Consider the following 22,074-nt stretch of genomic DNA (forward strand, 5'->3'; position numbering starts at 1 on the left):
TCTCCGGCCGGGCCCGGCCCGGCGCCAGGGTGGGACGGTTCAGGCGGTCAGCGCGCGGGGCTTGGCGATCTGGTCCAGGCTTTCGGTCAGGGCCTGGTCCAGGATCGCGACGGCGCGGTCGATTTCCTCGTTGCTGACCGTCAGCGGCGGCGCGATGCGCCAAACCGAGCCGCGCTCGGGACGACGGCGGATGTTCATCGACAGCCCCAGTTCGAAGCAGCGCTGCGTGGTCAGGGCGCCAAGCGCGTGGTACGGCTCGCGCGTGTCGCGGTCCTGCACCAGCTCCACGCCCAGCAGCAGGCCCAGGCCGCGCACGTCGCCGATGGCTTCGTGGCGCTGTTGCAGTTCCAGCAGGCCGCGGCGCAGGTAGTCGCCCTGGCGGCGGGCGCGCTCCAGCAGCTGTTCGCGTTGCAGCGTTTCCAGCACCGCCAGGCCGACGGTGGCGGGCAGCGGGTCCGAGACGTGGCTGGTGTAGAAGGTGAAGCCCTTTTCGTGCACGTCCTGCTCGATGGCGGGCGTGGTGATGGTGGCCGCCAGCGGCAGGCCGCCGCCCAGGGTCTTGGAGACGCTGATGATGTCGGGCGTGACGCCGAAGTGTTCCGAACCGGTGCGGCAGCCGAGGCGGCCGAAGGCGGTCTGCGCCTCGTCGAAGATCAGCAGCATGCCGCGCGCATCGGCGGCGCGGCGCAGGGCCTGCATGTATGACTTGGGCGGCACCAGCACGCCGCCGGCGCTGATCACCGGTTCGACGATGATGGCCGCGGGCCGGCCGGCCGAGGCCATGTCGAACATCTTCAGGCCGATCTCCAGGCAGGCCAGCGCCGACTGTTCGGCGTCCAGGCCGGCGATGTAGGGGCGGTACGCGTTCGGCTCCGGCATGACGAACACGCCGGCCGGCGGCACGCCGTAGCCCTTGCGGTCGCTGGCGTACGAGACCGAGCCGGCGCCGCTGGTGACGCCGTGCCACGAGCCGCCCACGGCCAGGATCTCGAAGCCGCTCTTGTGCATCTTGGCCATGCGCAGCGCGATCTCGTTGCTCTCGGAACCGGTGTTGACGAAGATCGACTTGGTCATGCCGGCCGGCATCCAGTCGCGCGCCAGGGTGGCGGCCAGTTGCGCCACGGCTTCGGGGATCATGCCGCTGAAGAAGTGGAAGGCGGTCTCGCCGGCGCGGCGCACCGCGTCGACGATGGCCGGATGGTTGTGGCCGATGGTGGCGCACATCTGGCCCGAGGTGAAGTCCAGGATCTCGCGGCCGGTGTCGTCGCGCACCACCGTGCCCTTGGCCGACTTGAACAGGTTCGGGAAGGTGTCGCCGCCGTAGCGGATGAGGTATTCGCGGGCCGCCGCACGCAGGGTTTGATCCATGTTTACACTCCGGCAAAAGGCAGGTTCCAATGCGGAACCGACGGACGCAGTGTCTGGCGGCGCGGCGCCGGCGTCCAATGCGAAGTACGCATGCGCCGTCATGCATGGCGCGCATGGCCCATGCGAATCGCGCAAGGAGCGGTATGGATACCCGGTGGCTGCAGGACTTCATCACCTTGTCGGAGCTGCGCAACTTCACGCGCGCGGCCGAGGCCCGCAATCTGTCGCAGGCGGCCTTCAGCCGCCGCATCCAGAGCCTGGAGAACTGGGCCGGCGCGCGGCTGATCGACCGTTCCGCCTTTCCGACCCAGCTGACCGAGGCGGGCGAGCGCTTCCGCGTCGCGGCGATCGAACTGGTCAACCAGCTGGTCGAGGCGCGCGCGGGCATCGCCGCGGTGCCGGCGCGCAACCAGCTGCGCCTGGCGACCTCCTATGCCTTGGCCACGACCCACCTGCCGCGCTGGTGGCGCGACTGGAGCGCGGGACAGCAGCTCAGTCGCAGCCTGCAGACGGGCAACGTGCACGACACGGTGTCGGCCTTCACCTCGGGCGCGGCCGACCTGCTGATCTGTTTCCACCAGGTGGCGCAGCCGCTGCCGCTGGACCTGTCGCGGTATGACTGCCTGACGCTGGGCCGCGAGCTGATCCGGCCGTACGCGGCGCGCGGCCTGGTCGAACGCGAGGGGCTGGACTTGCCGGGCACCACGGCGCGGCCGGTGCCGTTGCTGATGTACTCGCCCAGCGTCTATTTCGCGCGCCTGATCGACGCGGCGATCGAGAGCGGGCCGGAGCCCTTGCACGGCGTGCGCCTGTTCGAGGCGGAGATGTCGGACGTGCTGGGCGACATGGCGGCGCAGGGGCTGGGCGTGGCCTGGCTGGCCGACAGCGCGCTGGGACGCCTGGAAACGGCCGACCTGGTGCCGCTGGCCAACCGCGCCTGGGACATCGAGGTGGCCATCCTGGCATTCAAGGACCGCAGCGACGCGCGCGCCGCGGTCGAGGCCGTGTGGCGGCGGATGGCCGCCGCGGCTCAGCCGGCGTAGCCCTCCAGCACGTTGGCGACATTGGTGCCGACCTCGGCCACCGCATAGCCGCCTTCCATGGTGAAGACGGTGGGCAGGCCCAGCCGTGCCAGGCGCGCGCCCACCTGCAGGTAGTCGGCGCTGCGCAGCTTGAATTTCGAGATCGGGTCGCCTTCGTAGGTGTCCACGCCCAGCGCGATCACCAGCGCGTCCGGCTTGAAGCGGCCGATGGCGGCCAGGCCCTGTTCGAGCGCCTCGGTCCAGCCGGCGAAGTCGGTGCCGGCCGTCAGCGGCAGGTTCAGGTTGGCGCCCAGGCCCGCGCCCTGGCCGGGCTCATCGGCGTAACCCAGGAAGAAGGGATATTCGGTGGTCGGGTCGCCATGCACCGACACGGTCAGCACGTCGCCGCGCTCGTAGAAGATGCTCTGGGTGCCGTTGCCGTGGTGGTAGTCGATGTCCAGCACCGCGACGCGCTCGGCGCCGGCCTCGCGCAGCGCCTGGGCCGCCAGGGCGGCGTTGTTCAGGAAGCAGTAGCCGCCGAAGAAGTCGGCGCCGGCGTGATGGCCGGGCGGGCGCGTAAGCGCCATGGCGGCGCGCGGGCCGCTGCCGCTCGAGACCGTGCGCGCCGCGTCGATGGCGCAGGCCGCGCCGGCGGCGGCTGCTTCCCAGGTGCCCGCCGTCAACGGGCTGCCGCTGTCGAACGAGAACAGACCGAGGCGCGCGGCGAAGTTGCTGGGCGCGATGTCGTGGCGGAAACCGCGCACCGGCCACACCGACGGCAGGATGTCGAGCTCGGCGTTGGCCGGGTCCAGCGCGATCCAGTCGGCCCAGGCGCCTTGCAGGAAGTCGACGTAGCGCGGGCTGTGCACGCGCCGGATCAGGTCCAGGTCGGGCGCGGCCGGCGCTTGCAGCGTGCCGATGCCGCGCTGGCGCAGGGCGTCCAGCACGTACTCGAGCCGGGCCGGGGTCTCATGACAGGGCACCAGCTTGCCGCGGAACATTTCCTGGCGGCCATCGTGTTTGGCGTGGACGGGGTTGTGGAAGATATGCACGGTAGCGTCCGTGGAAGAAGGGAAGGGAAACTATAGCGGCCGCGCCGCGTACCAGGCGATGGCCGGCAGCTCGCGCAGGATCGAATACAGGTCGCGCGCCTCGGCGAAGCGGGGCGAGGCGCCGCCAACCTGGGGCACGCCGTGGCGCCTGAGCGCCAGCATGGTGCGCGGCACGTGGAAGTACTGCGTGATGGCGATGGCGCTGGCGTAGCCATGCTCGCGCATGTAGGCGCTGGCGTGGATGGCGGTGGCCCAGGTGTCGTTGCCGAGGCTGTCGGCCACCACCCGGTCGGCCGGCACGCCGCGCGAGATCAGGTAGTCGCGCATGACCGCGGCCTCGTCGCGGCCCGCCGGATCGACGCCGCCGCTGACGAAGACGACCCTGCAGCGCCCGGCGGCGTAGCAGTCGTAGGCGCGGTCCAGCCGGGCCGCCAGGCGCGGCGACGGACGGCCGTCGGGCGCGACGGTGTTGCCCAGCACCACCGCGACGTCCGCACGCGGGGCGCCTGCCAGCAGGCCCGCCGCGACCAGCGCGGCGGCCGCCAGCACCACGGCGGCGCACAGGCCGGCGGCGGTGGCGAGGAGGCGGCGGCGCCAGCGGGAGGGTGAAGCGTTCATAGGCGCGGACGGTGACGACGGGATGGGTTCATTGCCGCTTGGGGAAGGGCAGATCGACCTCGATGGCATTCGAATAGACCGGCTCGGTCGCGGCCGCCGGATCGGTCAGCGCCACGACCAGGCGATAGCGGCCGGGCGCCAGGTCGGGAAAGAAGGGCACGTACTGGCCGTTGCCGGCGTCCACCTGATAGCTGGATGCGCCGTCCGCGTCCTGGCGCCACAGCACCGGGTCGTCCGCCCAGCGGGCCGCATGGCGTGCCTGGATCGGCGCGGCGGGGCGATCCGAGCCTTCGCCGTAGGCGGGGCCGAGCTGCGGGGCGGCGGGAGCTTCCAACGTTACCGGCGGCCGAGGGTACAGCGGTTGCAGTGTGCGCCGGTCCTGGCTGTCGATGAACAGCAGCCAGACGCGCGGCGACTGCAGGCGCACCGGGCCGGGCCCGAGATTGGTCACGTGCAGCGTGAAGCGGCCGCCGGCTTCGTAGAGCGTGGTGCCGAGGTGGCCGAACACCGACAGCTGCAGGCCGCTGGCGGGCGGACGCTGCGGCGGGGCGTAGCGATGCTTGTCGATCTTCAGGTCGGCGTAGCGGACCCATTTGGGTGGCGCATCCGCGGCCGCGCCGGCCAGCCGCACCTGCAGCCAGTACGGCCGCAGCGCGATGACGTCGAGCCGGTCGCCGGCCTTGGCGGTCTGTGCCGACAGCGCCTTCACATCGGGCGCGTCGTACAGGTCGAGTCGCTCAAAAGGCACGGCGCCGTCGTCCAGCGGCGCGCCTTCGCCGTCGATCTGGATGCGTGCCACCGTGCCGTCCTCGTGGAACGCATAGGTCAGGTCGAAGGCCGTGTCCTCCAGGTCGAACAGCGCCTGGGTGGTCCATTGCACCGGGCGCGCCGTGCCGTCGGCGCGCAGCACGTAGTCCTCGGTGCCGTTGCGGTCGGCGCCATAGCGGCAGCCTGTCGAGAAGGCCGCCTTGCCGGCATCGAACACCGGGTTGACGAACTGGTGGCACGGGCTGGCCTCGGGCGCGGGGTGCGCGATCTCGTGGAAGCGGCCGTCCTTGGGGCGGTACAGGAACAGGCGGGCGTGGACCTGGCCGCTGCCGCCGCTCTGGCCGATCACCAGGTCGCGGTAGCCGTCGTGGTCGATGTCGGGCGTTTCGAAAACGTCGGCCGCCTCGTCGTCCAGGCGGGCTATTTCCTGAGGCGCGCCTTTGCCGACGCGGACACTGACGCGCTGCTGGGCGGCGCCGCCGACGGTCACCACCGCCCGCAGGCCCGGCTTGATGTCGTAGGCATGGTCGCGCGCGAGCGCGCTGGCGCTGACGCCGGTGCCGGCCAGCAAGGCCGCGAGCAGGAACATTTTCAAGGCAGCGACTCCCGGATTTCTTCTCGGCGCATTATGCCCGAGCGCCCGCGCCGGGCGATGGCTGCCCCGCACCCGGATGGGGGACGGGCCACGGCTCGCGGCGGTCGGAGGTTCCTGGGTAGAATCGTCGGATAGCCTGCGATGCGCGTGCCATGAACCTTCCGTTCCCCATCCGTCAAGAATGCCCCCCGGGCGCCTGTATGTGCGACCGCGACCGGCTGCTGGCCGATCCGGCGGCCGACGCGCGCATCCTGCGGCTGACCAAGGAAGAGGAAAAGCGCCTGGTGGCGCGGCTCGAGAACATCGCCAGCCTGGAAGACCTGCGCGCGATGCAGGACCGCATGCAGGCGCAACTGGGCATCGTGGTGCGCATCGTCCCCAGTGACAACGAGGTGCGCACCTCGCGCGGCATCGCCATCCAGCTCGACGACCAGCCGGGCCTTTGCCGCAAGACGCGCTCGTCGATTCCGGCCGCCATCCGCCGCGGTTTCGACAACAAACCCGAGATCGTCTACGCGCTGCTGAACGAGCGCGACCTGCTGAGCGGCACGTAGCGCCGTCGAGGACGGCGCCAGCCGCGTCCCTATCTGCCGCGCGGCGCCGGGCAGGGCGCCAGCGGCACCACGTCGGCGGGCGTGCGGCCCGCTTCGGGCCGGGTATCCACCTTCTTGCCGCCGCGCGCCGCATAGGCCAGCAGCACGGCGCTGCCGGGCTCCAGCCTGGGCGTGTTGGGGCCGCCGTAGGCCACGGTCCAGCCGCGCACCGCCAGCGGCGCCAGGGTGTATTGCAGCGCCGAGCCGGGCGAGACGTGGGCGACCTTGCCGGCGAACAGTTCCTGCTGCCGGGTCTCGACGCCGTTGACGGACTGGTAGGTGGCGATGCTGACCAGCGCGGCCGATTCGCCGTGCCGCGCCAGGATGGCGGTTTCGTAGCGGCCGGGGGGAATGGCGCCGAGGCTGACCGTGATGTTGTCCCGGGCCTGGCCGCCGGCGTCCAGCCGCACGCCGGTGACGTCGGCGCGGGCCAGCGGCGCCGAGCCGGTGTTGCGCACCCGCACGCTGTATTGGCCCGACGTGCCGGTCAGCGTGCAGACCTCGACGCCGTAGGGCGCCTTGGTGGCATGGGCCGGCGGCGTCGCCAGCAGGGCGGCGGGCAGGATGGCGACGCGGAAAAGGCGGGACGGCACGGTACGCTCCTGTAAGGAGGCAGCGCGCCGGGACGCCGCGTTGCCTGCCTTATTACACCACTTGGCGGCCGGGGCCGTCGCCCTGCGGGCGCTTGCCGGCCAGCCAGTGCAGGATCAGCGCCAGCACCAGCAGGGCGGCCATGATGAAGCCCCAGAACAGCCAGCCCAGCACGGCGATCCAGGTGCCCAGGCTACCGGCGGCGGGCAGGATCTGGTTCAGCCCCTGCACCAGCCAGACCAGGCCGGATTGCAGCGACTGGATCAGGCCGGCGTCGACCCAGGGGGCGGCCCAGGCGGGCGCGGCCCATTGGGCGGAGCCGATGGCCGTGGCGCCGGGCACTTGCGCCGAGGCGATGGTGGCCAGCACCCAATCGGTCAGTTGCAGCGTCAGCGCCACCAATCCGGTCCATAGCGCGGCCAGCACGGCGAAACCGAGCCAGATGATCTTTTTCATTGCGGGGTACTCCGGTGATTCAAGAAAGAAACGCCACGATAGAGCGGAAAGCCATTCTGAAAAACCAGCGTCTTTGTGACAAACATTAAGAAAAAACCGAAGTCTTGGCATGCGCCAGGATGCGTTGCACCAGCGGATGGTGCTGTCCGCGGCGGTTGCGGATGCCGTAGATCTCCTCGTGCACGCTATCGCAGCGCGCCAGCGGCCGCAGGCCGCGCAGCAGGCCGACGTCGTCGCCGCCCAGGCGACTGAGCGGGAACACGCCCAGCCCGCGCGCGGCGAACACCGACATCAGCGCGCTGTCCTCGAACTCGCCGACCACGTTGGGCCGCAGGCCCTGTTCATTGAACCACCGGTCCAGCGTCTGGCGCAGCACCGAATGGCCGGTGGGCAGCAGCACCGGCAGGCGTTCCAGGCAGTGGGGGAAGTCCTGGGTGTCGGCCTTGCGCACCAGTCGCGCCGGGCCGTACCAGTCCACCGGCGAGGACACCAACCGGTCGCTGGTCAGGCGCAGGTTGGGGTTGGCCGGCGCGCCCTGGCCGGCCAGCACCAGGTCCAGGTGGTGGCGCGCCAGTTCGCCCAGCAGTTCCTCGACCTCGCCCTCGTGGCAGGTCAGGCGCAGGTCCGGGGTGTCCAGCACCGGGCCCAGCAGTGCGTGGGCGGCCAGCTTTGAGATGCCGTCCGACAGGCCCACCGACAGCCGGATCACCGGCTTGGTGGCGGCGGCGCGGACCTCCTGCGGCAATTCCTGGCCGATCTGGAAGATCTCCTCGGCGCGGGCGAAGGCCGCCTGGCCGGCGTCGGTCAGGGCCACGCCGCGGCCGGCCGGGCGCAGCAACTGGTGGCCCAGGTTCTTTTCCAGTTCGCGCACCTGGGCGCTGATGGTCTGGATGGCCATGTCGAGCCGCTCGGCGGCGCGCGAGAAGCCGCCTTCCTTGGCGACCATCCAGAAGTAGTACAGGTGGCGGTAATTGAGCATGGCGATATTCACTTCGGTTTTTTCGAACCATAACTCACTTTCAGGCTGATTTCTCCATCGGCCCGGGATCCGGATCATGAGGGCCTTCATACATAAGCGGGAACATCATGGAAGCCTTGCTCTCATTTCTACAAGCCGACTTCGCCGGCACGCCGGCCTGGAGCTGGCTGCTGTTCATCGGCATCGTCATCTCCCTGCTGGTCTTCGACCTGGGCGTGCTGCACAAGGAAGACCGCGAGATCGGCGTGCGCGAAAGCCTGCTGCTGTCGGCCGGCTACATCAGCGCGGCCCTGATGTTCGGCGGCTGGGTCTGGTGGCAGATGGGCCCGGCCAGCGGCATGGCCTATTACACGGGCTTCCTGATCGAGAAATCGCTGTCGCTGGACAACGTCTTCGTGATCGCGCTGATCTTCAGTTTCTTTGCCATCCCGCGCCAGTTCCAGCACCGCGTGCTGTTCTGGGGCATCCTGGGGGTGATCGTGCTGCGCGCCATCATGATCGGCCTGGGCGCCGCGCTGGTCAGCAACTTCGGCTGGTTGATGTACCTGTTCGGCGCGTTCCTGGTGTTCACCGGCATCAAGATGTGGATGATCGCCGACCAGGAGCCGGACATCGCCACCAACCCGATCCTGAAGTTCCTGAAGCGCCGCATGCGCGTCACGGAAGGCCTGCGCGGCAACGCCTTCTGGGTGCGCGAGCCGGACGCGGCCACGGGCAAGACGGTGCGCTGGGCCACGCCGCTGTTCCTGGCCCTGGTATTGATCGAGTTCGTGGACCTGCTGTTCGCGGTGGACTCGGTGCCGGCGATCTTCGCCATCACCACCGACCCGTTCATCGTGTACACCAGCAACATCTTCGCGATCCTGGGCCTGCGTGCGCTGTACTTCGCGCTGGCGGCGATGATCCACCGCTTTCACTACCTGAAGTACGCGCTGTCGCTGGTGCTGGTGTTCATTGGCACGAAGATCTTCCTGGTCGGCTTCGTCGGCAAGATTCCCGCCGTGGTGTCGCTGTCGGTGACCTTCGGCCTGATCGGTGGCGGCGTGCTGTTCTCGCTGTGGAAAACCCGCTCGGGTGCGCCGCAGCCTGAGCTGAAGACGGAGTAAGCGCGTCCGGCGCTTATCGAGGGGCCCGCCGATGGCGGGCCCTTTTTTCATCGCCGGGCCGCCTCGAGCGTGCGCAGGAAGTCGGTGATGGCCTCGGCGGCGGCCCTGGGCGCGGCCTGCAGCAGGCAATGCGGCGCGTCGATGTCGACGATGCGGGCCTGAGGCGCCAGCCGCGCGACCAGCGCGGCGGCGGCGGGCGGCACGACGCGGTCGTGGCGCGCCTGCAGGTACAGCAGCGGCATGCGCACGCCGGCGAATGCCGCGGTCTGGTCGGCGCCCATCACGGCCTTGAGGCGGGCCCGCATGACGGTGGGCGCCACCCGCGCGACGGCCTGGTCCAGCGCGGCGCGCAGCGCCGGAGTGCCATGGGCGCCCAGCAACAAGTGGTGCAGGACCGCGCGCGGCAGCAGCGTGACCGGCAGCCAGCTGGCCAGCGGGCGCGCCACGCCCAGGCGGGGATGGGGCGCGCGGACGAACGAGGCGCACAGGATCAGGCCGCGCAGGTTCGGCGGCGGCGCGGCGGCGATGGCGGCGCCCAACGGTCCGGAGAATGATTCGGCCAGCAGCACGAACGGCGTCTGCGCGGGCAGGGCCTGGCGCACGCGCTGTTCCAGCGCGGGGTAATCGAGCGGCTCGCGGGCGGGATAGCGCAGCACCACGGGCGGCGGCGCGGCGGGGAGCGCGGACAGCAGCGGATCAAACAGATCGCCGGTGCCGTCCATGCCGGGCAACAGGACCAGTTGAAGGGGCATGCGCGAGGTTCCGATTGGGGGGGATAGCCGCATTCTGACAGGGTGCCGGCATATCCACTGAATATGAATATGTAGCCCTATATATATTTGTCATATGGAATGACGCGGCGTAGAGTGCGGAACGTACCCAGACCCACGCAAGGAGCCGCCATGACCTGGTCCGCCAAACAGTATTCCGCCTTTGAAAACGAACGCACCCGTCCGGTGCGTGATCTGGTCGCGGCGCTGCCCAACGAGACGGTCGCGACCGCCGTCGACCTCGGGTGCGGCCCCGGCAACTCCACCGAGGTGCTGGCCAGCCGCTATCCCCAGGCCGAGGTGACCGGCATGGACAGCTCGGACGACATGGTGGTGGCGGCGCGCAAGCGCCTGCCGTCGATCGCGTTCGAGCTGGCCGATATCGAGACCTGGAATCCGCCGCGCCAGTACGACGTGATCCTGGCCAACGCCGCGCTGCAATGGGTGCCCGACCACGCGACCCTGTATCCGCGCCTGGTGGGTAAGCTGGCCCCGGGCGGCAGCCTGGCGGTGCAGACGCCGGACAACCTGGAAGAGCCGGCCCACAAGCTGGCGCGCCAGGTCGCCGCGGATGGCCCCTGGGCCGCCAGGATCGGCGACGTCAAGCATCCGCCGCGCCACAGCGCCGCCTGGTACTACGAACTGCTCAAGCCGCACTGCGATCGCCTGGATGTGTGGCGCACCACCTACCTGCACCCGCTGGCGGGCGCGCAGGCGGTGGTGGAGTGGTTCAAGGGCACGGCCCTGCGCCCCTACCTGAACAAGCTGGATGCCGGCGAGCAGGCGGCGTTCCTGGCGCGTTACCAGGAAGAGATCGCGCGCGCCTATCCGGCGCTGGCGGACGGCACGGTGCTGCTGCCGTTCCCGCGCCTGTTCCTGGTGGCGGGGCCGAAGGGCTGAGGCCCGCATGCCTCAGGCGCCGTCGAGGCCGCCGGCCTTGTCGGCGAAATAGCGCGCCGGCGTCTGCCCCAGCGTCTTGCGGAACATGGTGATGAAGGCGCTGACCGATTCATAGCCCAGGTCTTCGGCGGTGCGCTGCACCGACACGCCCGACGACAGGCGCTGCAGCGCCATCACGATGTGCATCTGCTGGCGCCAGCGGCCGAAGCTCATGCCGACCTCCTGCCGCACCAGGCGCGCCAGCGTGCGCTCGCTCATGGCCAGGCGCCTGCCCCACTCGGCCACCGTGCTGCGGTCGGCCGGATCGGCGTGCAGGGCCGTGGCGATCTCGCGCAGGCGCGGGTGTTCCGACAGCGGCAGGTGCAACTGCTCGGTCGGCATCTGCGCCAGTTGCTCGACCAGCACGTCGGCCAGCCTGCGGTTGCCCGGATCGGCGGTGGCGGCCGGCGACAGGTCGGCCAGGTGGACCATCAACTCGCGCACCAGCGGCGTGATCGCCAGCGTGCAGCATTGGCGCGGCAGGCCGGGGGTATCCGGCGGCACGAACAGGAAGCAGACCCGGCCATTGTCGGTGACCCGGTTGCTGTGCGGGGTGCCGCCCGGGATCCAGACGCCGTAGCGCGGCGGCACCATCCACAGGCCCTGCGGCACCGTGCTGGTCACGGCGCCCTGCAGTGACAGCACCAGCTGGCCCATGCGGTGGCGGTGGGTGGGGGATTCGTGGCTGTTCCGGGCCGCATCCACGCGCATGGCGTAGGTCCATTGCGCGGGCATGTCGGGATCGAAATAGGGGCTGTGGGCTTCCGGCGGATACATGGGGCGGACGTGGCGGGATCCTGGTTGGCAGGATTTAGGGATATTCTGTCATTATCTCGAAATTCAGCAGCCATGGCATTGCCTAAGCTGTCGTCATGAATCCTTCCCAGCCTTCCCCCGCTTCCCAACGCCCCGTCCTGCTGATCGTGGGCATCCTCTTCATTGCCATGGCGCTGCGCGCGCCCGTCACGGGCGTGCCGCCGCTGGTCGGGCTGATCCGCGAACAGCTCGGCCTGTCGAACACCGCCGCCGGCATGCTGATCACGCTGCCGTTGCTGGCGTTCGCCGTGGTGTCGCTGGTGTCCGCCGGCATGGCGCGCCGCCATGGCCTGGAACGCAGCCTGTTCTTCGCGTTGCTGCTGATCGGCGGCGGCATCGTGCTGCGCAGCCAGGGCCAGGCCTGGGCGCTGTATGTCGGCACCGCGGTCATCGGCTCGGGCATCGCCATCGGCAACGTGCTGCTGCCCAGCCTGCTCAAGCGCGACTTCCCGCAACGGGTGGCCGGGCTGACCTCGGCCTATGTGCTGACCATGAGCATCGCGGCCGGCGCCGCCTCGGCGCTGGCGGTGCCGCTGGCCAGCCTGGCCGGCGGCGACTGGCGCATCTCGACGCTGTGCATGCTGGTGATTCCGCTGGCCGGCGCGTTGCTGTGGCTGCCGCAACTGGCCAACCACACGCCGCCGGCGTCGTCGACCGCGCACGCGCCGCATGGCGGCCGCCTGTGGCATTCGCCGCTGGCCTGGCAGGTCACGTTGTACCTGGGCATCAATTCGTTCGTGTTCTACGTGGGGGTGAGCTGGTTGCCGGCGATCCTGCGCGACGCCGGCTACTCGGCCGAGCGCGCCGGCTCGCTGCATGGCCTGCTGCAACTGATGTCGGCCGGGCCGGCGCTGTTCCTGGCGCCGGTGGTGCGCCGCATGAAGGACCAGCGCGCCGCGGCGTTCTGCTCGGCGGCGGCCTCGCTGGTGGCGTTCACGGGCCTGATCGTGGCGCCGGGCTGGGCCACGCTGTGGATCGTGCTGCTCGGCCTGGGCACCGGCGGCGGCATCATCCTGGGCCTGATGTTCGTGGGCCTGCGCGCCAGCCATGCGCAGCAGGCGGCCGCGCTGTCGGGCATGGCGCAATGCATCGGCTATCTGTTCGCGGCCAGCGGCCCGACGCTGGTCGGCGCCCTGCATGACCGCCTGGGCGGCTGGTCGGTGGCGCTGGGCCTGTGCGCCGGGCTGTGCGTGGCGATGGCGGGCTGCGGCCTGCTGGCGGGCCGCAATATCCAGGTCGGCCAGTTCCACCCGCGCGTGGCCGAGCCGCCGCGACGCTAGGCAACCGAGGCGGCCCGTCTCAGGGCTGCCCGGCCTGGCTGCGCCACAGGCGCACCAGCGTGTCGGGGGCCTGCGCCTCGGGCACATCGAACGCGAGGCTGGCGCTGTCGCCGCTGGCCGGATCGCGAAACACCACTTCCACATGGAAATAGCGCTGGTCGCCGCCTTGCGCGGCGCAGTCCGGCGTCGCCAGCGGCGCCGTGCGGCGCAGGGCGTCGCCGACTTCCTGGCGCAGGTCCGGCGGGCAATCGGTCAGGTCGATGCTGCGGGTGCGCGCCAGGCCGGGCAGGTACGCCAGCCCGCCTTCGCGCGTCAGGCTGACGCGCAGCGTGAGTTCGAGCGGCGGCAGCGCGATCATGGCTGTATGCCCACCGCCGCCCAGGCGCCGGCCACGGCCTTGTGCGCGGCATCGCCGCGTACGCTGCGCGCCACGTCGAGCGTCAGGCGCGCGAAGGCGGCGAAGTCGGCGTCGTGGCGCAGGCGCTTGTCGCGCAGCGTGTCGTACCAGATGCGCCCGGCCACTTCCCAGGCCGGGCCGTCGAGCGCCGTGGCGGCCAGATAAAAGGCGCGGTTGGGGATGCCGGAGTTGATGTGCACGCCGCCGTTGTCCTGCGGCGTATCGACATAGGCGCTCATGTGTGCCGGCTGCGGATCCTTGCCCAGCACCGGGTCGTCATAGGCGCTGCCCGGCTCGGCCATCGAGCGCAGCGCGCGCGCCTTGACCTTGGGCAGGAACAGGCCCTGGCCCACCAGCCAGTCGGCCTCGCGCGCGTTCTGGCCCAGCGCATACTGCTTGACCAGCGCGCCGAAGACGTCGCACAGCGATTCGTTCAGCGCGCCCGACTGGCCCTGGTAGGCCAGCGCCGCCTCGCTGTCGATGACGCCGTGGGTCAGTTCATGGCCGATGATGTCGACCGCCACGGTGAAGCGGTTGAAGATCTCGCCGTCGCCATCGCCGAACACCATCTGCGCGCCGTTCCAGAAGGCGTTGTCGTAGTCTTCGCCGTAGTGCACGCTGCCCACCAGGGGCAGGCCCGCGCCGTCGATCGAGTCGCGCTGGTAGATGTCGTGGAACAGCTTGTAGGTGGCGCCCAGGTGCGCATAGGCCTCATCGACCGCGGCGTCGCCGCTGGCCTTGGCGTCTTCGGCGCGCACCAGCTTGCCGGGCAGGGTGGTGGTGTTGCCGGCGTCGTGTACCGCGCGTTGCGGCGTGCCGGCCTGACCCTGCGGGCGCGGCGGCGCCACCTGCGCGCGCGGCGGCTGCGCCGCCATTTCACGCAAGCCGCGCTGCTGCTGGTCGATGATGAGGGTCTTGACCGCCGGCATGCTGACCCGCGCGTCGGCGTGCTGCGCCAGGCGGTCCAGGACGTAGGGCGGAACCACGCCGATCAGGGGCGTGGACGCGGAAGGGCGTGGCATTGTCGGTCTCCATCCGAAGGACATTGCGGACGCGGCGCGCGGGCCGTACCCGGAGGCAGGCTTTACGGTAGCAGATGGGCCCTGCGCGGGGGCGTAACAGTGTGCGGCGTGATGCTAGGAACGATAAGCGTGCGCCGGCGCCTCGACGCCCGCGGCCTGATCCGTTATCTTCAGCGCGTTCCGCCACTGCCGCTTTCATTTCGAGACACTGCATGCCCGCCGATTACCGCATCCGCCATCTCGCGCTGACCGAGACCCACATCCTGCTGACGCTGGCCGACGGCCGCGAGCTGCGCGAACCGATCCGGCGGCACATCCGGCTGGAGAAAGGCAGCCCGGCCGAGCGCGAACAGTGGCAACTGGTGGACGACGACCATGGCGTGGTCTGGCCCGGCCTGCTCGCGCCGTCGGCCGAAGGCATGCTGAACGTCCGCGACCTGCTGTGGGACGCGCATTACGAGAAGGCGCTGGCCGCATTGCAGGCCGCCGGCTGGAAGCTGGACAGCCTGCCCCAGCGCGAGCAGGAACTGGTCGCGCTATGGCGCATGGAAGCCGATATCAACAACGGCGGCTTCATGCAGTTCCTGTGCAACTGGGGCGACCCGACCTGCCAGCTGGCGCTGCTCGCGCTCGGCAAGATCGGCGCCACGCGCACGCACGCCATCCTGGCCGGGATGCGCGGATTGATCGATCGCTTCGAGGCCGCGCCCGAGGTCATCGAACTCAACGATATCTATGGCGCCATGACCGAGGCCGAGCAGGCGCGGCTGCAGGAACTGGACGAGGCCTACTTCGAGTACCCGGACAACCTGGCCCGCCTGGGGCTGGCTTGCTATGACGCGCCATGACGCGGGCGGTTGAGCGGCCCTAGGCGGCGGGCGCGCGGCTGGCGGCTTCGCCCAGGGCGCGCAGGCCCGCGGCCAGCTCGGGCGTCCAGGGCCGCGCGATATTGAGCCGCAGGCAGTCGCCATACTTTCCCGAGGCCGAGAACAGCGTGCCGGGCGTGTACGAGATGCCTTGCGCCACCGCGGTGCGCAGCAGCGCCAGCGTGTCGGTGGGTTCGGGCAGTTGCAGCCACAGCCACCAGCCGCCCTCGGGGCCGCCGATCCGGGTCCCCGCGGGGAAGTTCTGGCGCACCTTGTCGCGCGCCAGGGGCACGATAGACGCCAGCCGGGTTCGCAGCTTGCGCAGGTGGGCGGGCAGCTTGCCGGCTTTCATGTAATCCGCCAGCACCTGCTGCTCCAGCAGCGGCGCGGCCAGCGAATTGCTGATCTTCAGCGATTCCAGCTGGCGCTGGCGCTTGCCGCCCAGCACCCAGCCCAGGCGGAACGCGGGCGCCATGCTCTTGCTGCACGAGCCGCAGTAGATGACGCGGCCATCGCGGTCCCAGGCCTTGAGCGCGGGCGGGCGCTCGGTCCGGTGGCCCAGGTCGCCGAAGGCGTCGTCCTCGATCACGGTCAGGTCATGGCGCTGGGCGATCTTCAGCAGGCGTTGCTTGGCCGCGTCGGGCATGCAGTCGCCCAATGGATTCTGGAATGTGGGCATGACCACCACGGCGCGCACGTCGGCCTGGTGCTCCAGCGCGTATTCCAGCGCTTCCAGGCTGAGGCCCTGGCCGGGCACGCAGGGCACCTCCAGCGCGCGCATGCCAAGGTGTTCGAGCGTCTGCAGCAGGCCGAAATACACCGGCGATTCGACGATGATGGTGTCGCCCGGCCGAGCGGCGGCGCGCAGGGCGATCTGCATGGCCTCGGTGGCGCCGTTGGTGATCAGCAGCTCATCGGGCGCGGCATCGATGCCGCAGCCGGCCAGGTGGGCCAGCAGTTCGGTCTTGAAAGCGGGCAGGCCGGTGCCCGATGGATAGGCGCCCAAGGCCAGCGGCTGCTGGCGTAGCTGGCGTTGCGCGATCCTGGCCAGCGCGTCGCAGGGATACCAGTCGGGCGCCGCGCTGGCCAGGTGCAGCGCCAGCGGCAGCGGCTGCGCGGTCAGCGCATAGAGCTGGGTCATGCGGTGTTGCAGCGAGGCCAGGCGCTCGTATTCCATGCCGGCCGACCGTTCGCTCGCCATGGCCGGCAAGCGGCCGCGCGCCTGGCGCAGGGCCTTCCAGTCGGCCACGTAGGTGCCGGACTTGTAGCGGGCCTCGGCATAGCCTTCGCGTTCTAGCTGGCGGTAGCAGCGCACGGCGGTGGCGACGCTGACGTCATGCGCGGTCGCCAGTTCACGCACCGACGGCAGGCGCTCTCCCACGCGGTACTGCGCGGCGTGGATGGCGCGCTTCAGGCGCGCCGCGAGCAGGGCGTAACTGTGCTGCATGACAGATCCTGGAATTCGCAATCTGTGCAGCATAGCCTGGCGCCGCGCTGTCGTCGCGCGCGGGCCGGGTCGGGCGCATGATGGGCGCGGTTTCCATTCATCCGCAACCCGAAGGCGCACGCCATGCACGCAGAGAACTTTTCCTTGTCCCGCTACCTTGAACGCATCGGTCATGCCGGCGCGGCGCGGGCCGATCACGCCACGCTGGCCGCCCTGATGCGCCGCCAGCTGTTCACCGTGCCGTTCGAGAACCTGGACGTACAGGCCGGGCAGGTGGTGTCGCTGGTGCCCGAGGATATCGTCGACAAGATCGTGGCGCGCGGACGCGGCGGCTACTGCTACGAGGTCAACGGCCTGTTCGCGATGGCATTGCAGGCGCTGGGCATCGGGTATCGCTTCGTGGCCGCGCGGCCCATGTTCTATCCCGTCAGGCGTCCCCGCACGCACATGGCGCTGGTGGCGCGCGTCGATGGCGCCGATTGGCTCTGCGACCTGGGCTTCGGCAGCTATGGCCTGCGCGCGCCGCTCGACCTGGCGGACCTGGACCGCGAGGTGCGGCAGGACATGGACCGCTTCAGGCTGAGCCGCGCCGATACGGGCGAGTACCTGCTGCAGGCGTGGGCCGGCGGCCAATGGCAGAACCAGTACGGCTTCGACCTGTCGCCGCAGGAATGGATCGACTTCACGCCGGCCAACTACCTGAACTCGACCCATCCCGATGCGATCTTCGTGCAGAAGCGCGTGGTGGTGCTGCATGGCGAATCCGGCCGCAGCATCCTGGTGGGCAACACGCTCAAGGTGGTGGCGGCGGACGCGGTGACCGAGACGACGCTGGATGAGGCCGAGGCCGTCGCCGCGTTGCGCGAACGCTTCGGGCTCGATCCGCGGGCCGGCATGCGCCGCCCGCGCCACGACGGCGCGGACGCGGCCTAGTCGAACACGCCCGCCCGCACGGCGCTACAGGTCAGGACGGTCACAAAGACAGCGATGGGATGGCGCATGGGGCAGGCCTCGGAATCGGGGTAAAAACAGCGTAATGCCTGGCTGGAACGTTTGCCAGTCCTAATGGCAAGCAGTTTTTCTCATTGCAACAACCGTAACCTGTCACACTGCTGACTCGGGCTAGAATCGCTCGCTTCTATTCCGGGGGGAATGCCAGATGCGATATTTCCTGATCTTGGTGGGGGCCGCCGTGGTCGCCTATTTGCTTGCGCGCGGCATCGCCGCCGTGCTCTCGGATCGTAAACGCAATAAATCAGAAAGGGACTGAAAAGTGAAGCCGACCGACCTCCAGATCGTCAAGTCCGTCAAGCCGCGCAGCCTCAAGGTGGGCATCATCACGGGCGTGCTGTTCGTGCTGATCCTGTGCCTCGCGTTCGGCTCCTGGTTCCAGGTGGACCAGGGCGAGCGCGGCGTGGTGCTGCGCAACGGCAAGCTGGTGCGCGTGTCCGAGCCCGGCCTGGATTTCAAGACGCCGTTCATCGACAACGTGATGACGGTGTCGGTGCGCGACCACACCTTCGTGTTCGAGAAGCTCGAGGCCTACAGCTATGACCAGCAGCCCGCCACGCTGCGCGTGTCGGTCACGTACCGCGTGCCGCCGGAGCACGTCGCCGAGCTGTATTCCGAATACGGCACCATCAACAACCTGCAGATGCGCGTGCTCGAGCGCAAGACGCCCGACGCGGTCAAGAACGTGTTTGGCCAGTACACCGCCGTGCGCGCCATCCAGGAACGCCAGAAGCTGGGCCTGGACGTGAACAACGCCGTGCTCAAGACCATGGAAGGCGCGCCGGTGCAGGTGGTGGGCGTGCAGATCGAGGAAGTCGGTTTCTCGCAGGCCTACGAGCACTCGATCGAACAGCGCATGCTGGCGCAGGTGCAGATCGAGACCACCCGCCAGCAGAAGGAAACGGCGATGATCAACGCCGAGATCCAGGTGGTCAAGGCCAAGGCCGAAGCCGACGCGCGCCGCCAGCAGTTCACCGCCGAGGCCGACGGCATCCGCATGCGCGGCGACGCCGAGGCGGCGGCGATCCGCGCCAAGGCCGAAGCGCTGGCCGCCAACACCAACCTGGTCAGCCTGAACGCGGTCGAGAAATGGGACGGCGTGCTGCCGTCCACGCAGGTGCCGGGCGCGGCCCTGCCGTTCATCGGCATCAAATAGCGGCGGCGTTGTCGCTGCGCGCGGCGGCCGGCATGCGCCGCCGCGCGAAGTCCACCAGGTGCTCGCCCGACAGCGCCTTGCTATAGAACCAGCCCTGCACGATGATCTCGGCGCTGGATTCGAGCGCCGCGATCTGCTCCTGGGTTTCCACCCCTTCGACGATGATCTGCAGGTCCAGCGCCTCGCAGAAGCGCAGCAGGCCGCTCATGACCTGGGCGCCGCGCGCGCTGCTCTGGGCCAGCACGAAGCTGCGGTCGATCTTGACCGCGTCGATCTCGAACTGGTGCAGATAGCTCAGCGCCGAGTAGCCGGTGCCGAAATCGTCGATATACACCTTGCAGCCGATGCCGTGCAGGCGGTCGAACGCCGTGTGCAGCGCCTCTGCGTCCTCGACCAGCGCGTCCTCGGTCAGCTCGACCGACACCTGGCCCTGGGCCTGCTCCAGCACCTTGACGAGCTTGTCCAGATACGACTCCGAGGTCAGCGTGCCGCTGGTGACGTTGACGGTCAGGGGCAGGGTGAAGCCCGCCTTGCGCCAGGCATGGCATTGCAGCACCGCCTGCTTGGCCACCCACAGGTCCACTTCGCGCATCAGGTCGGCCTGCGCCAGCCAGCGCAGGAATTCCAGCGGCGCCTGCTGCGTGCCTTCCGGGCCGGTGGCGCGCAGCAGCGCCTCGCAGCCGGTGCAGCGGCCGTTGCGCAGCGACACCTGCGGTTGGTATTCGAGATAGAAGTCGTATTCGCTGATGGTGCGGATGCGCGAGATCTCGGCGCTGCGTCGGGCGCGGTTGGTGTAGGTCGAGACGACCGGGTCGTGCGCGAACAGCAGCGATTCCTCCTGCAGGCGCGGGAAGGTGGTGTCGAGCGACTTGAAGTAGACGGTGGCGTCGGCCTTGCGCTGGCGTTCCAGCGCGACCACGAAGGGCGCGTAGATGCAGGCCCCCAGCGCGATCAGCGCCACCTGCAGCACGACGCCGCCCAGGTGGCCGCCCGCGCTGAGATAGGCGTTGAGCAGCACCGGCGAGGTCAGCGGCAACGTGACCGAGGCGGGCGGGATCCAGCCCAGCTGCACCACCGCCAGCGCCACCAGCGTGTTGCAGACCGGCGCCAGCACGAACGGGATCAGCAGCCGCGGATTCAGGATCAGCGGCAGGCCGAACAGCAGGATCTCGTTGACGTTCAGCAGCGATACCGGAATGCTGGCCAGCGCCAGCAGCCGCAGCGACTCGCTGCGCGAGAACATCAGGATGGCGGCCACCAGCGACAGCGTCGCCCCGGCGCCGCCGATGAACACGAAGGCGCCGAGCAGGCTGCCGTTCAGCGCGTACATGCCCTCGTGGCCGGCGGCGATGCTGGCCGCGTTCAGGGCGGTGGCCTGGTCCAGCACGTCGATGACGGGCGCCATCGCGTGAGAGCCGTGGATGCCGAAGAACCAGAAGATCGAGTTCAGGGCGGCCGTCATCGGGCCGGTGGTGAAGGGGCTGTCGAGCGAGGCCAGGTCGAGCGGGATGTCGAACTGCGCCACGCCGGGAATCCGCATCAGCGCGCTGACCGCCAGCGCCACCGCGCCGGCGGTCAGCAGTCCCGGTATCACCATGTTCAGGGTGCCGCGCACGTTTTCGCCGATCAGGCCGTCGGGCGCCAGCCGCGTCCAGCGGCGCCGGTGCAGCCAGGCCAGCAGCGGCAGGCTGCCCAGCGGCAGCAGGATGGAGATGCTCAGGATCAGGGTGGCGGCCGCGTGCGGGTAGGGCGCCAGCAGGCCCTCGGCGATCACCACGTACGACAGGCACAGGAACGCCGCCGGCAGATTGGGCACGCGGTGGCGGATCGACAGCATGTAGCCGACCGAGGTGCTGACCAGCATCGGCATGACGCTGTTGAGCCGGGTGTGCACCGCGGCCAGTTCCTGCACCACCGTCGAGGACAGGCCGAGCTGCCCCGCCACCACCGACAGCACCAGGAACAGCGCCGACACGAGCAGGCACGGCATCGTCCAGAGCAGTCCTTCGCGGATGGCGCGCAGCGCGCTTGCGCTGGCCAGGGCCGCCAACCGGTCTTTCGGATAGCGCATGAAGCTCGTTGTCGGCATACCGGTTCGCCCTCAGAAGCCCGCTACCGAGGGCAGGCTGGCCCGGGGGCGCGGCGGCGTCGCCGGCCCCGGTTTGTAAGAATCCTTTGCCGCATCCTAGCGCCTGAGTTCCCGACTTAGCAATCGCGTCGCCGAAAAATCCTAGGGATTCCCCTCTGTCAAGAATTGAAAAGCGGGCGCATCGTGCACGTATCGGGATAAGGGCGGCGCGCTACCATCGGGCGCAAGCCCCTGTTTGGCGGGAGCCGCGGTTTCGGGACAGGCTGTACCGAGAGGGAGACACGATGTCGCAGTTGGAGTGGGTGCCCGGCGACAAGACGCCGGAGCGGCAGGGCTATTACGAGACGCGGCTGGACACCGGGGATACCGCGATCACGCTGTACAGCGTGCTGGGCTGGATGCCGGTCAAGGCGCCCGGCATCATGGTGAGCTGGCGCGCGCTGCCGCCGGCCGCCGAGCGGCAGGAGGCCGAGCGGCACATCCAGGAGTTGCGGGCGGCGCAAAGCCACGTGCCGATGGATTATTGAGCGGCCGGCGGGCAGGCCGGCGCGGCCGTGGTCTTGCGGTAATGAGAATTGTTTGTAAAATCCGCAGCGTCGCCACACTACGCCACCGGATCGTTCCATGTCCCGCCCCGCCTCGACCCGCCCCGGATGGCTCGCCTGCTATGACGAGCTGATCGGCGCCTGGAGCCGCCGTTCGGGCAACCGGCACGATGCCGAAGACGCCGCCCACGACGCGATCGAACACCTGCTGAAGGCGGACGGCAGCGTGGCGGCCAAGGCCCGCGGCTATCTGTTCCAGGCCGCCGGGCATCGGTTGATCGACCGCTGGCGCCGCCAGCGGCGCGAGCAGCACGTCCCGCTGGACGAACTGGACGAGCATGACCAGCCTTTGCAGACCGACCCGGAATCGCCGGTGCGCGCGGCGCGGCTGGCCGACGATCTGGCGCGGGTGCTGGGTGAACTGCCGCCCAAATGCCGCCAGGCATTCGTGTTGAACCGGATCGAGGGCTGGACCCAGGCCGAGGTGGCCACCTACATGGGCCTGTCCAAGAATATGATTGAACGCTATGTCATGCGAGCGATCGAACACGTGCGCGAGCGCCTGCGCGAGCACAATCCATGACGCAG

The 22,074-nt window shown here is 69.6% G+C and carries 23 protein-coding genes; 10 read left to right on the plus strand and 13 right to left on the minus strand.

The genetic code is table 11. The annotated features are described in order from the left end of the window. Nucleotides 1-39 precede the first annotated feature (39 nt). Nucleotides 40-1,368 carry an aspartate aminotransferase family protein gene (locus I6I07_RS12775; RefSeq protein WP_006391086.1) on the minus strand — a complete coding sequence of 443 codons (1,329 nt, stop codon included), beginning with the start codon at nt 1,366-1,368 and terminating at the stop codon, nt 40-42. Between the two features lie 143 nt (nt 1,369-1,511). On the opposite strand from I6I07_RS12775, the gene I6I07_RS12780 reads away from it, so the two are divergent. After that, nucleotides 1,512-2,411 (plus strand): LysR family transcriptional regulator, encoded by a 900-nt coding sequence (locus I6I07_RS12780; protein WP_198486927.1) that lies wholly within the window; start codon nt 1,512-1,514, stop codon nt 2,409-2,411. On the opposite strand, the gene I6I07_RS12785 is transcribed toward I6I07_RS12780, so the two are convergent. From I6I07_RS12785 to I6I07_RS12795, 3 genes are read right to left on the minus strand one after another with little or no spacing between them, the layout of a single operon-like run. Then, nucleotides 2,399-3,442: a histone deacetylase family protein gene (locus tag I6I07_RS12785; RefSeq protein WP_198486928.1), complete on the minus strand. Its 1,044-nt coding sequence runs from the start codon at nt 3,440-3,442 to the stop codon at nt 2,399-2,401. The two genes, I6I07_RS12780 and I6I07_RS12785, sit on opposite strands and share 13 nt — an antisense overlap. Before the next feature lie 30 nt (nt 3,443-3,472). Beyond that, the gene (locus tag I6I07_RS12790; protein ID WP_198486929.1) at nt 3,473-4,060 is read right to left on the minus strand and encodes a SanA/YdcF family protein; all 588 of its coding nucleotides are present in this window, start codon (nt 4,058-4,060) and stop codon (nt 3,473-3,475) included. Nucleotides 4,061-4,088: 28 nt separating this feature from the next. Then, nucleotides 4,089-5,417 (minus strand): hypothetical protein, encoded by a 1,329-nt coding sequence (locus tag I6I07_RS12795; RefSeq protein WP_198487514.1) that lies wholly within the window; start codon nt 5,415-5,417, stop codon nt 4,089-4,091. 158 nt (nt 5,418-5,575) lie between these two features. Here I6I07_RS12795 and I6I07_RS12800 point away from each other — a divergent pair, with 158 nt between their 5' ends. Further along, nucleotides 5,576-5,977 carry a hypothetical protein gene (locus I6I07_RS12800; protein WP_198486930.1) on the plus strand — a complete coding sequence of 134 codons (402 nt, stop codon included), beginning with the start codon at nt 5,576-5,578 and terminating at the stop codon, nt 5,975-5,977. A gap of 29 nt (nt 5,978-6,006) precedes the next feature. Here the strand turns inward: I6I07_RS12800 and I6I07_RS12805 are convergent, their stop codons facing one another. The 3 genes from I6I07_RS12805 to I6I07_RS12815 all read right to left on the minus strand — a co-directional run bounded on the left by I6I07_RS12805 (nt 6,007) and on the right by I6I07_RS12815 (nt 8,042). Next, the gene (locus tag I6I07_RS12805; protein ID WP_198486931.1) at nt 6,007-6,609 is read right to left on the minus strand and encodes a hypothetical protein; all 603 of its coding nucleotides are present in this window, start codon (nt 6,607-6,609) and stop codon (nt 6,007-6,009) included. A gap of 52 nt (nt 6,610-6,661) precedes the next feature. Then, complete coding sequence (locus I6I07_RS12810; RefSeq protein ID WP_006391079.1) at nt 6,662-7,063, minus strand: hypothetical protein; 402 nt, start codon at nt 7,061-7,063, stop codon at nt 6,662-6,664. An 85-nt stretch (nt 7,064-7,148) separates the two neighbouring features. Further along, nucleotides 7,149-8,042 carry a LysR family transcriptional regulator gene (locus I6I07_RS12815; protein WP_035360896.1) on the minus strand — a complete coding sequence of 298 codons (894 nt, stop codon included), beginning with the start codon at nt 8,040-8,042 and terminating at the stop codon, nt 7,149-7,151. Nucleotides 8,043-8,149: 107 nt separating this feature from the next. On the opposite strand from I6I07_RS12815, the gene I6I07_RS12820 reads away from it, so the two are divergent. Beyond that, nucleotides 8,150-9,148 (plus strand): TerC family protein, encoded by a 999-nt coding sequence (locus I6I07_RS12820; protein ID WP_198486932.1) that lies wholly within the window; start codon nt 8,150-8,152, stop codon nt 9,146-9,148. A 47-nt stretch (nt 9,149-9,195) separates the two neighbouring features. Here I6I07_RS12820 and I6I07_RS12825 read toward each other — a convergent pair whose 3' ends face one another. Continuing rightward, the gene (locus I6I07_RS12825; RefSeq protein ID WP_198486933.1) at nt 9,196-9,900 is read right to left on the minus strand and encodes an alpha/beta fold hydrolase; all 705 of its coding nucleotides are present in this window, start codon (nt 9,898-9,900) and stop codon (nt 9,196-9,198) included. 150 nt (nt 9,901-10,050) lie between these two features. On the opposite strand from I6I07_RS12825, the gene tam reads away from it, so the two are divergent. Further along, on the plus strand, nt 10,051-10,818 hold the full coding sequence (gene tam, locus I6I07_RS12830) for a trans-aconitate 2-methyltransferase (protein WP_198486934.1): 768 nt from the start codon (nt 10,051-10,053) through the stop codon (nt 10,816-10,818). Between the two features lie 12 nt (nt 10,819-10,830). Here tam and I6I07_RS12835 read toward each other — a convergent pair whose 3' ends face one another. After that, nucleotides 10,831-11,634, minus strand: a complete 804-nt coding sequence (locus I6I07_RS12835; RefSeq protein ID WP_198486935.1) for an AraC family transcriptional regulator — start codon at nt 11,632-11,634, stop codon at nt 10,831-10,833. Nucleotides 11,635-11,729: 95 nt separating this feature from the next. Here I6I07_RS12835 and I6I07_RS12840 point away from each other — a divergent pair, with 95 nt between their 5' ends. After that, nucleotides 11,730-12,953 carry an MFS transporter gene (locus I6I07_RS12840; RefSeq protein ID WP_198486936.1) on the plus strand — a complete coding sequence of 408 codons (1,224 nt, stop codon included), beginning with the start codon at nt 11,730-11,732 and terminating at the stop codon, nt 12,951-12,953. A gap of 19 nt (nt 12,954-12,972) precedes the next feature. On the opposite strand, the gene I6I07_RS12845 is transcribed toward I6I07_RS12840, so the two are convergent. Both I6I07_RS12845 and I6I07_RS12850 read right to left on the minus strand, forming a co-directional pair. Then, complete coding sequence (locus tag I6I07_RS12845; RefSeq protein WP_006391072.1) at nt 12,973-13,311, minus strand: protealysin inhibitor emfourin; 339 nt, start codon at nt 13,309-13,311, stop codon at nt 12,973-12,975. Continuing rightward, nucleotides 13,308-14,372, minus strand: coding sequence for a M4 family metallopeptidase (locus I6I07_RS12850; protein WP_198486937.1), 1,065 nt, complete (start codon nt 14,370-14,372; stop codon nt 13,308-13,310). Before I6I07_RS12850 ends, I6I07_RS12845 begins: the two co-directional genes overlap by 4 nt. 212 nt (nt 14,373-14,584) lie before the next feature. Here I6I07_RS12850 and I6I07_RS12855 point away from each other — a divergent pair, with 212 nt between their 5' ends. Next, nucleotides 14,585-15,220: a DMP19 family protein gene (locus tag I6I07_RS12855; protein WP_198486938.1), complete on the plus strand. Its 636-nt coding sequence runs from the start codon at nt 14,585-14,587 to the stop codon at nt 15,218-15,220. A 19-nt stretch (nt 15,221-15,239) separates the two neighbouring features. On the opposite strand, the gene I6I07_RS12860 is transcribed toward I6I07_RS12855, so the two are convergent. Beyond that, nucleotides 15,240-16,685 carry a PLP-dependent aminotransferase family protein gene (locus tag I6I07_RS12860; protein ID WP_198486939.1) on the minus strand — a complete coding sequence of 482 codons (1,446 nt, stop codon included), beginning with the start codon at nt 16,683-16,685 and terminating at the stop codon, nt 15,240-15,242. A 123-nt stretch (nt 16,686-16,808) separates the two neighbouring features. On the opposite strand from I6I07_RS12860, the gene I6I07_RS12865 reads away from it, so the two are divergent. Continuing rightward, nucleotides 16,809-17,618, plus strand: coding sequence for an arylamine N-acetyltransferase family protein (locus tag I6I07_RS12865; RefSeq protein WP_198486940.1), 810 nt, complete (start codon nt 16,809-16,811; stop codon nt 17,616-17,618). 394 nt (nt 17,619-18,012) lie between these two features. Further along, on the plus strand, nt 18,013-18,852 hold the full coding sequence (locus I6I07_RS12870) for a prohibitin family protein (RefSeq protein ID WP_420094585.1): 840 nt from the start codon (nt 18,013-18,015) through the stop codon (nt 18,850-18,852). Here I6I07_RS12870 and I6I07_RS12875 read toward each other — a convergent pair. After that, nucleotides 18,845-20,941, minus strand: coding sequence for a PTS sugar transporter subunit IIC/EAL domain-containing protein (locus tag I6I07_RS12875; RefSeq protein WP_198486942.1), 2,097 nt, complete (start codon nt 20,939-20,941; stop codon nt 18,845-18,847). The two genes, I6I07_RS12870 and I6I07_RS12875, sit on opposite strands and share 8 nt — an antisense overlap. 284 nt (nt 20,942-21,225) lie before the next feature. Between I6I07_RS12875 and I6I07_RS12880 the strand changes: the two genes are divergently transcribed. Together I6I07_RS12880 and I6I07_RS12885 are read left to right on the plus strand one after the other, a co-directional pair. Beyond that, on the plus strand, nt 21,226-21,468 hold the full coding sequence (locus I6I07_RS12880) for a hypothetical protein (RefSeq protein WP_006391064.1): 243 nt from the start codon (nt 21,226-21,228) through the stop codon (nt 21,466-21,468). 97 nt (nt 21,469-21,565) lie between these two features. Further along, on the plus strand, nt 21,566-22,069 hold the full coding sequence (locus tag I6I07_RS12885) for an RNA polymerase sigma factor (RefSeq protein ID WP_198486943.1): 504 nt from the start codon (nt 21,566-21,568) through the stop codon (nt 22,067-22,069). Nucleotides 22,070-22,074: the final 5 nt, after the last annotated feature.

This window comes from Achromobacter deleyi (assembly GCF_016127315.1).
Classification (GTDB): Bacteria; Pseudomonadota; Gammaproteobacteria; order Burkholderiales; family Burkholderiaceae_B; genus Achromobacter; species Achromobacter insuavis_A.

Bases quoted from the DNA above. Each gene is read 5' to 3' on its own strand.
- I6I07_RS12845 (WP_006391072.1), bottom strand. From the start codon at position 13,311: ATGATCGCGCTGCCGCCGCTCGAACTCACGCTGCGCGTCAGCCTGACG.
- I6I07_RS12835 (WP_198486935.1), bottom strand. From the start codon at position 11,634: ATGTATCCGCCGGAAGCCCACAGCCCCTATTTCGATCCCGACATGCCC.
- I6I07_RS12800 (WP_198486930.1), top strand. From the start codon at position 5,576: ATGAACCTTCCGTTCCCCATCCGTCAAGAATGCCCCCCGGGCGCCTGT.
- I6I07_RS12880 (WP_006391064.1), top strand. From the start codon at position 21,226: ATGTCGCAGTTGGAGTGGGTGCCCGGCGACAAGACGCCGGAGCGGCAG.
- I6I07_RS12810 (WP_006391079.1), bottom strand. From the start codon at position 7,063: ATGAAAAAGATCATCTGGCTCGGTTTCGCCGTGCTGGCCGCGCTATGG.
- I6I07_RS12840 (WP_198486936.1), top strand. From the start codon at position 11,730: ATGAATCCTTCCCAGCCTTCCCCCGCTTCCCAACGCCCCGTCCTGCTG.
- I6I07_RS12775 (WP_006391086.1), bottom strand. From the start codon at position 1,368: ATGGATCAAACCCTGCGTGCGGCGGCCCGCGAATACCTCATCCGCTAC.
- I6I07_RS12875 (WP_198486942.1), bottom strand. From the start codon at position 20,941: ATGCCGACAACGAGCTTCATGCGCTATCCGAAAGACCGGTTGGCGGCC.
- I6I07_RS12820 (WP_198486932.1), top strand. From the start codon at position 8,150: ATGGAAGCCTTGCTCTCATTTCTACAAGCCGACTTCGCCGGCACGCCG.
- I6I07_RS12860 (WP_198486939.1), bottom strand. From the start codon at position 16,685: ATGCAGCACAGTTACGCCCTGCTCGCGGCGCGCCTGAAGCGCGCCATC.
- I6I07_RS12885 (WP_198486943.1), top strand. From the start codon at position 21,566: ATGTCCCGCCCCGCCTCGACCCGCCCCGGATGGCTCGCCTGCTATGAC.
- I6I07_RS12780 (WP_198486927.1), top strand. From the start codon at position 1,512: ATGGATACCCGGTGGCTGCAGGACTTCATCACCTTGTCGGAGCTGCGC.
- I6I07_RS12795 (WP_198487514.1), bottom strand. From the start codon at position 5,417: ATGTTCCTGCTCGCGGCCTTGCTGGCCGGCACCGGCGTCAGCGCCAGC.
- I6I07_RS12815 (WP_035360896.1), bottom strand. From the start codon at position 8,042: ATGCTCAATTACCGCCACCTGTACTACTTCTGGATGGTCGCCAAGGAA.
- I6I07_RS12850 (WP_198486937.1), bottom strand. From the start codon at position 14,372: ATGCCACGCCCTTCCGCGTCCACGCCCCTGATCGGCGTGGTTCCGCCC.
- I6I07_RS12865 (WP_198486940.1), top strand. From the start codon at position 16,809: ATGCACGCAGAGAACTTTTCCTTGTCCCGCTACCTTGAACGCATCGGT.
- I6I07_RS12855 (WP_198486938.1), top strand. From the start codon at position 14,585: ATGCCCGCCGATTACCGCATCCGCCATCTCGCGCTGACCGAGACCCAC.
- I6I07_RS12790 (WP_198486929.1), bottom strand. From the start codon at position 4,060: ATGAACGCTTCACCCTCCCGCTGGCGCCGCCGCCTCCTCGCCACCGCC.
- I6I07_RS12825 (WP_198486933.1), bottom strand. From the start codon at position 9,900: ATGCCCCTTCAACTGGTCCTGTTGCCCGGCATGGACGGCACCGGCGAT.
- tam (WP_198486934.1), top strand. From the start codon at position 10,051: ATGACCTGGTCCGCCAAACAGTATTCCGCCTTTGAAAACGAACGCACC.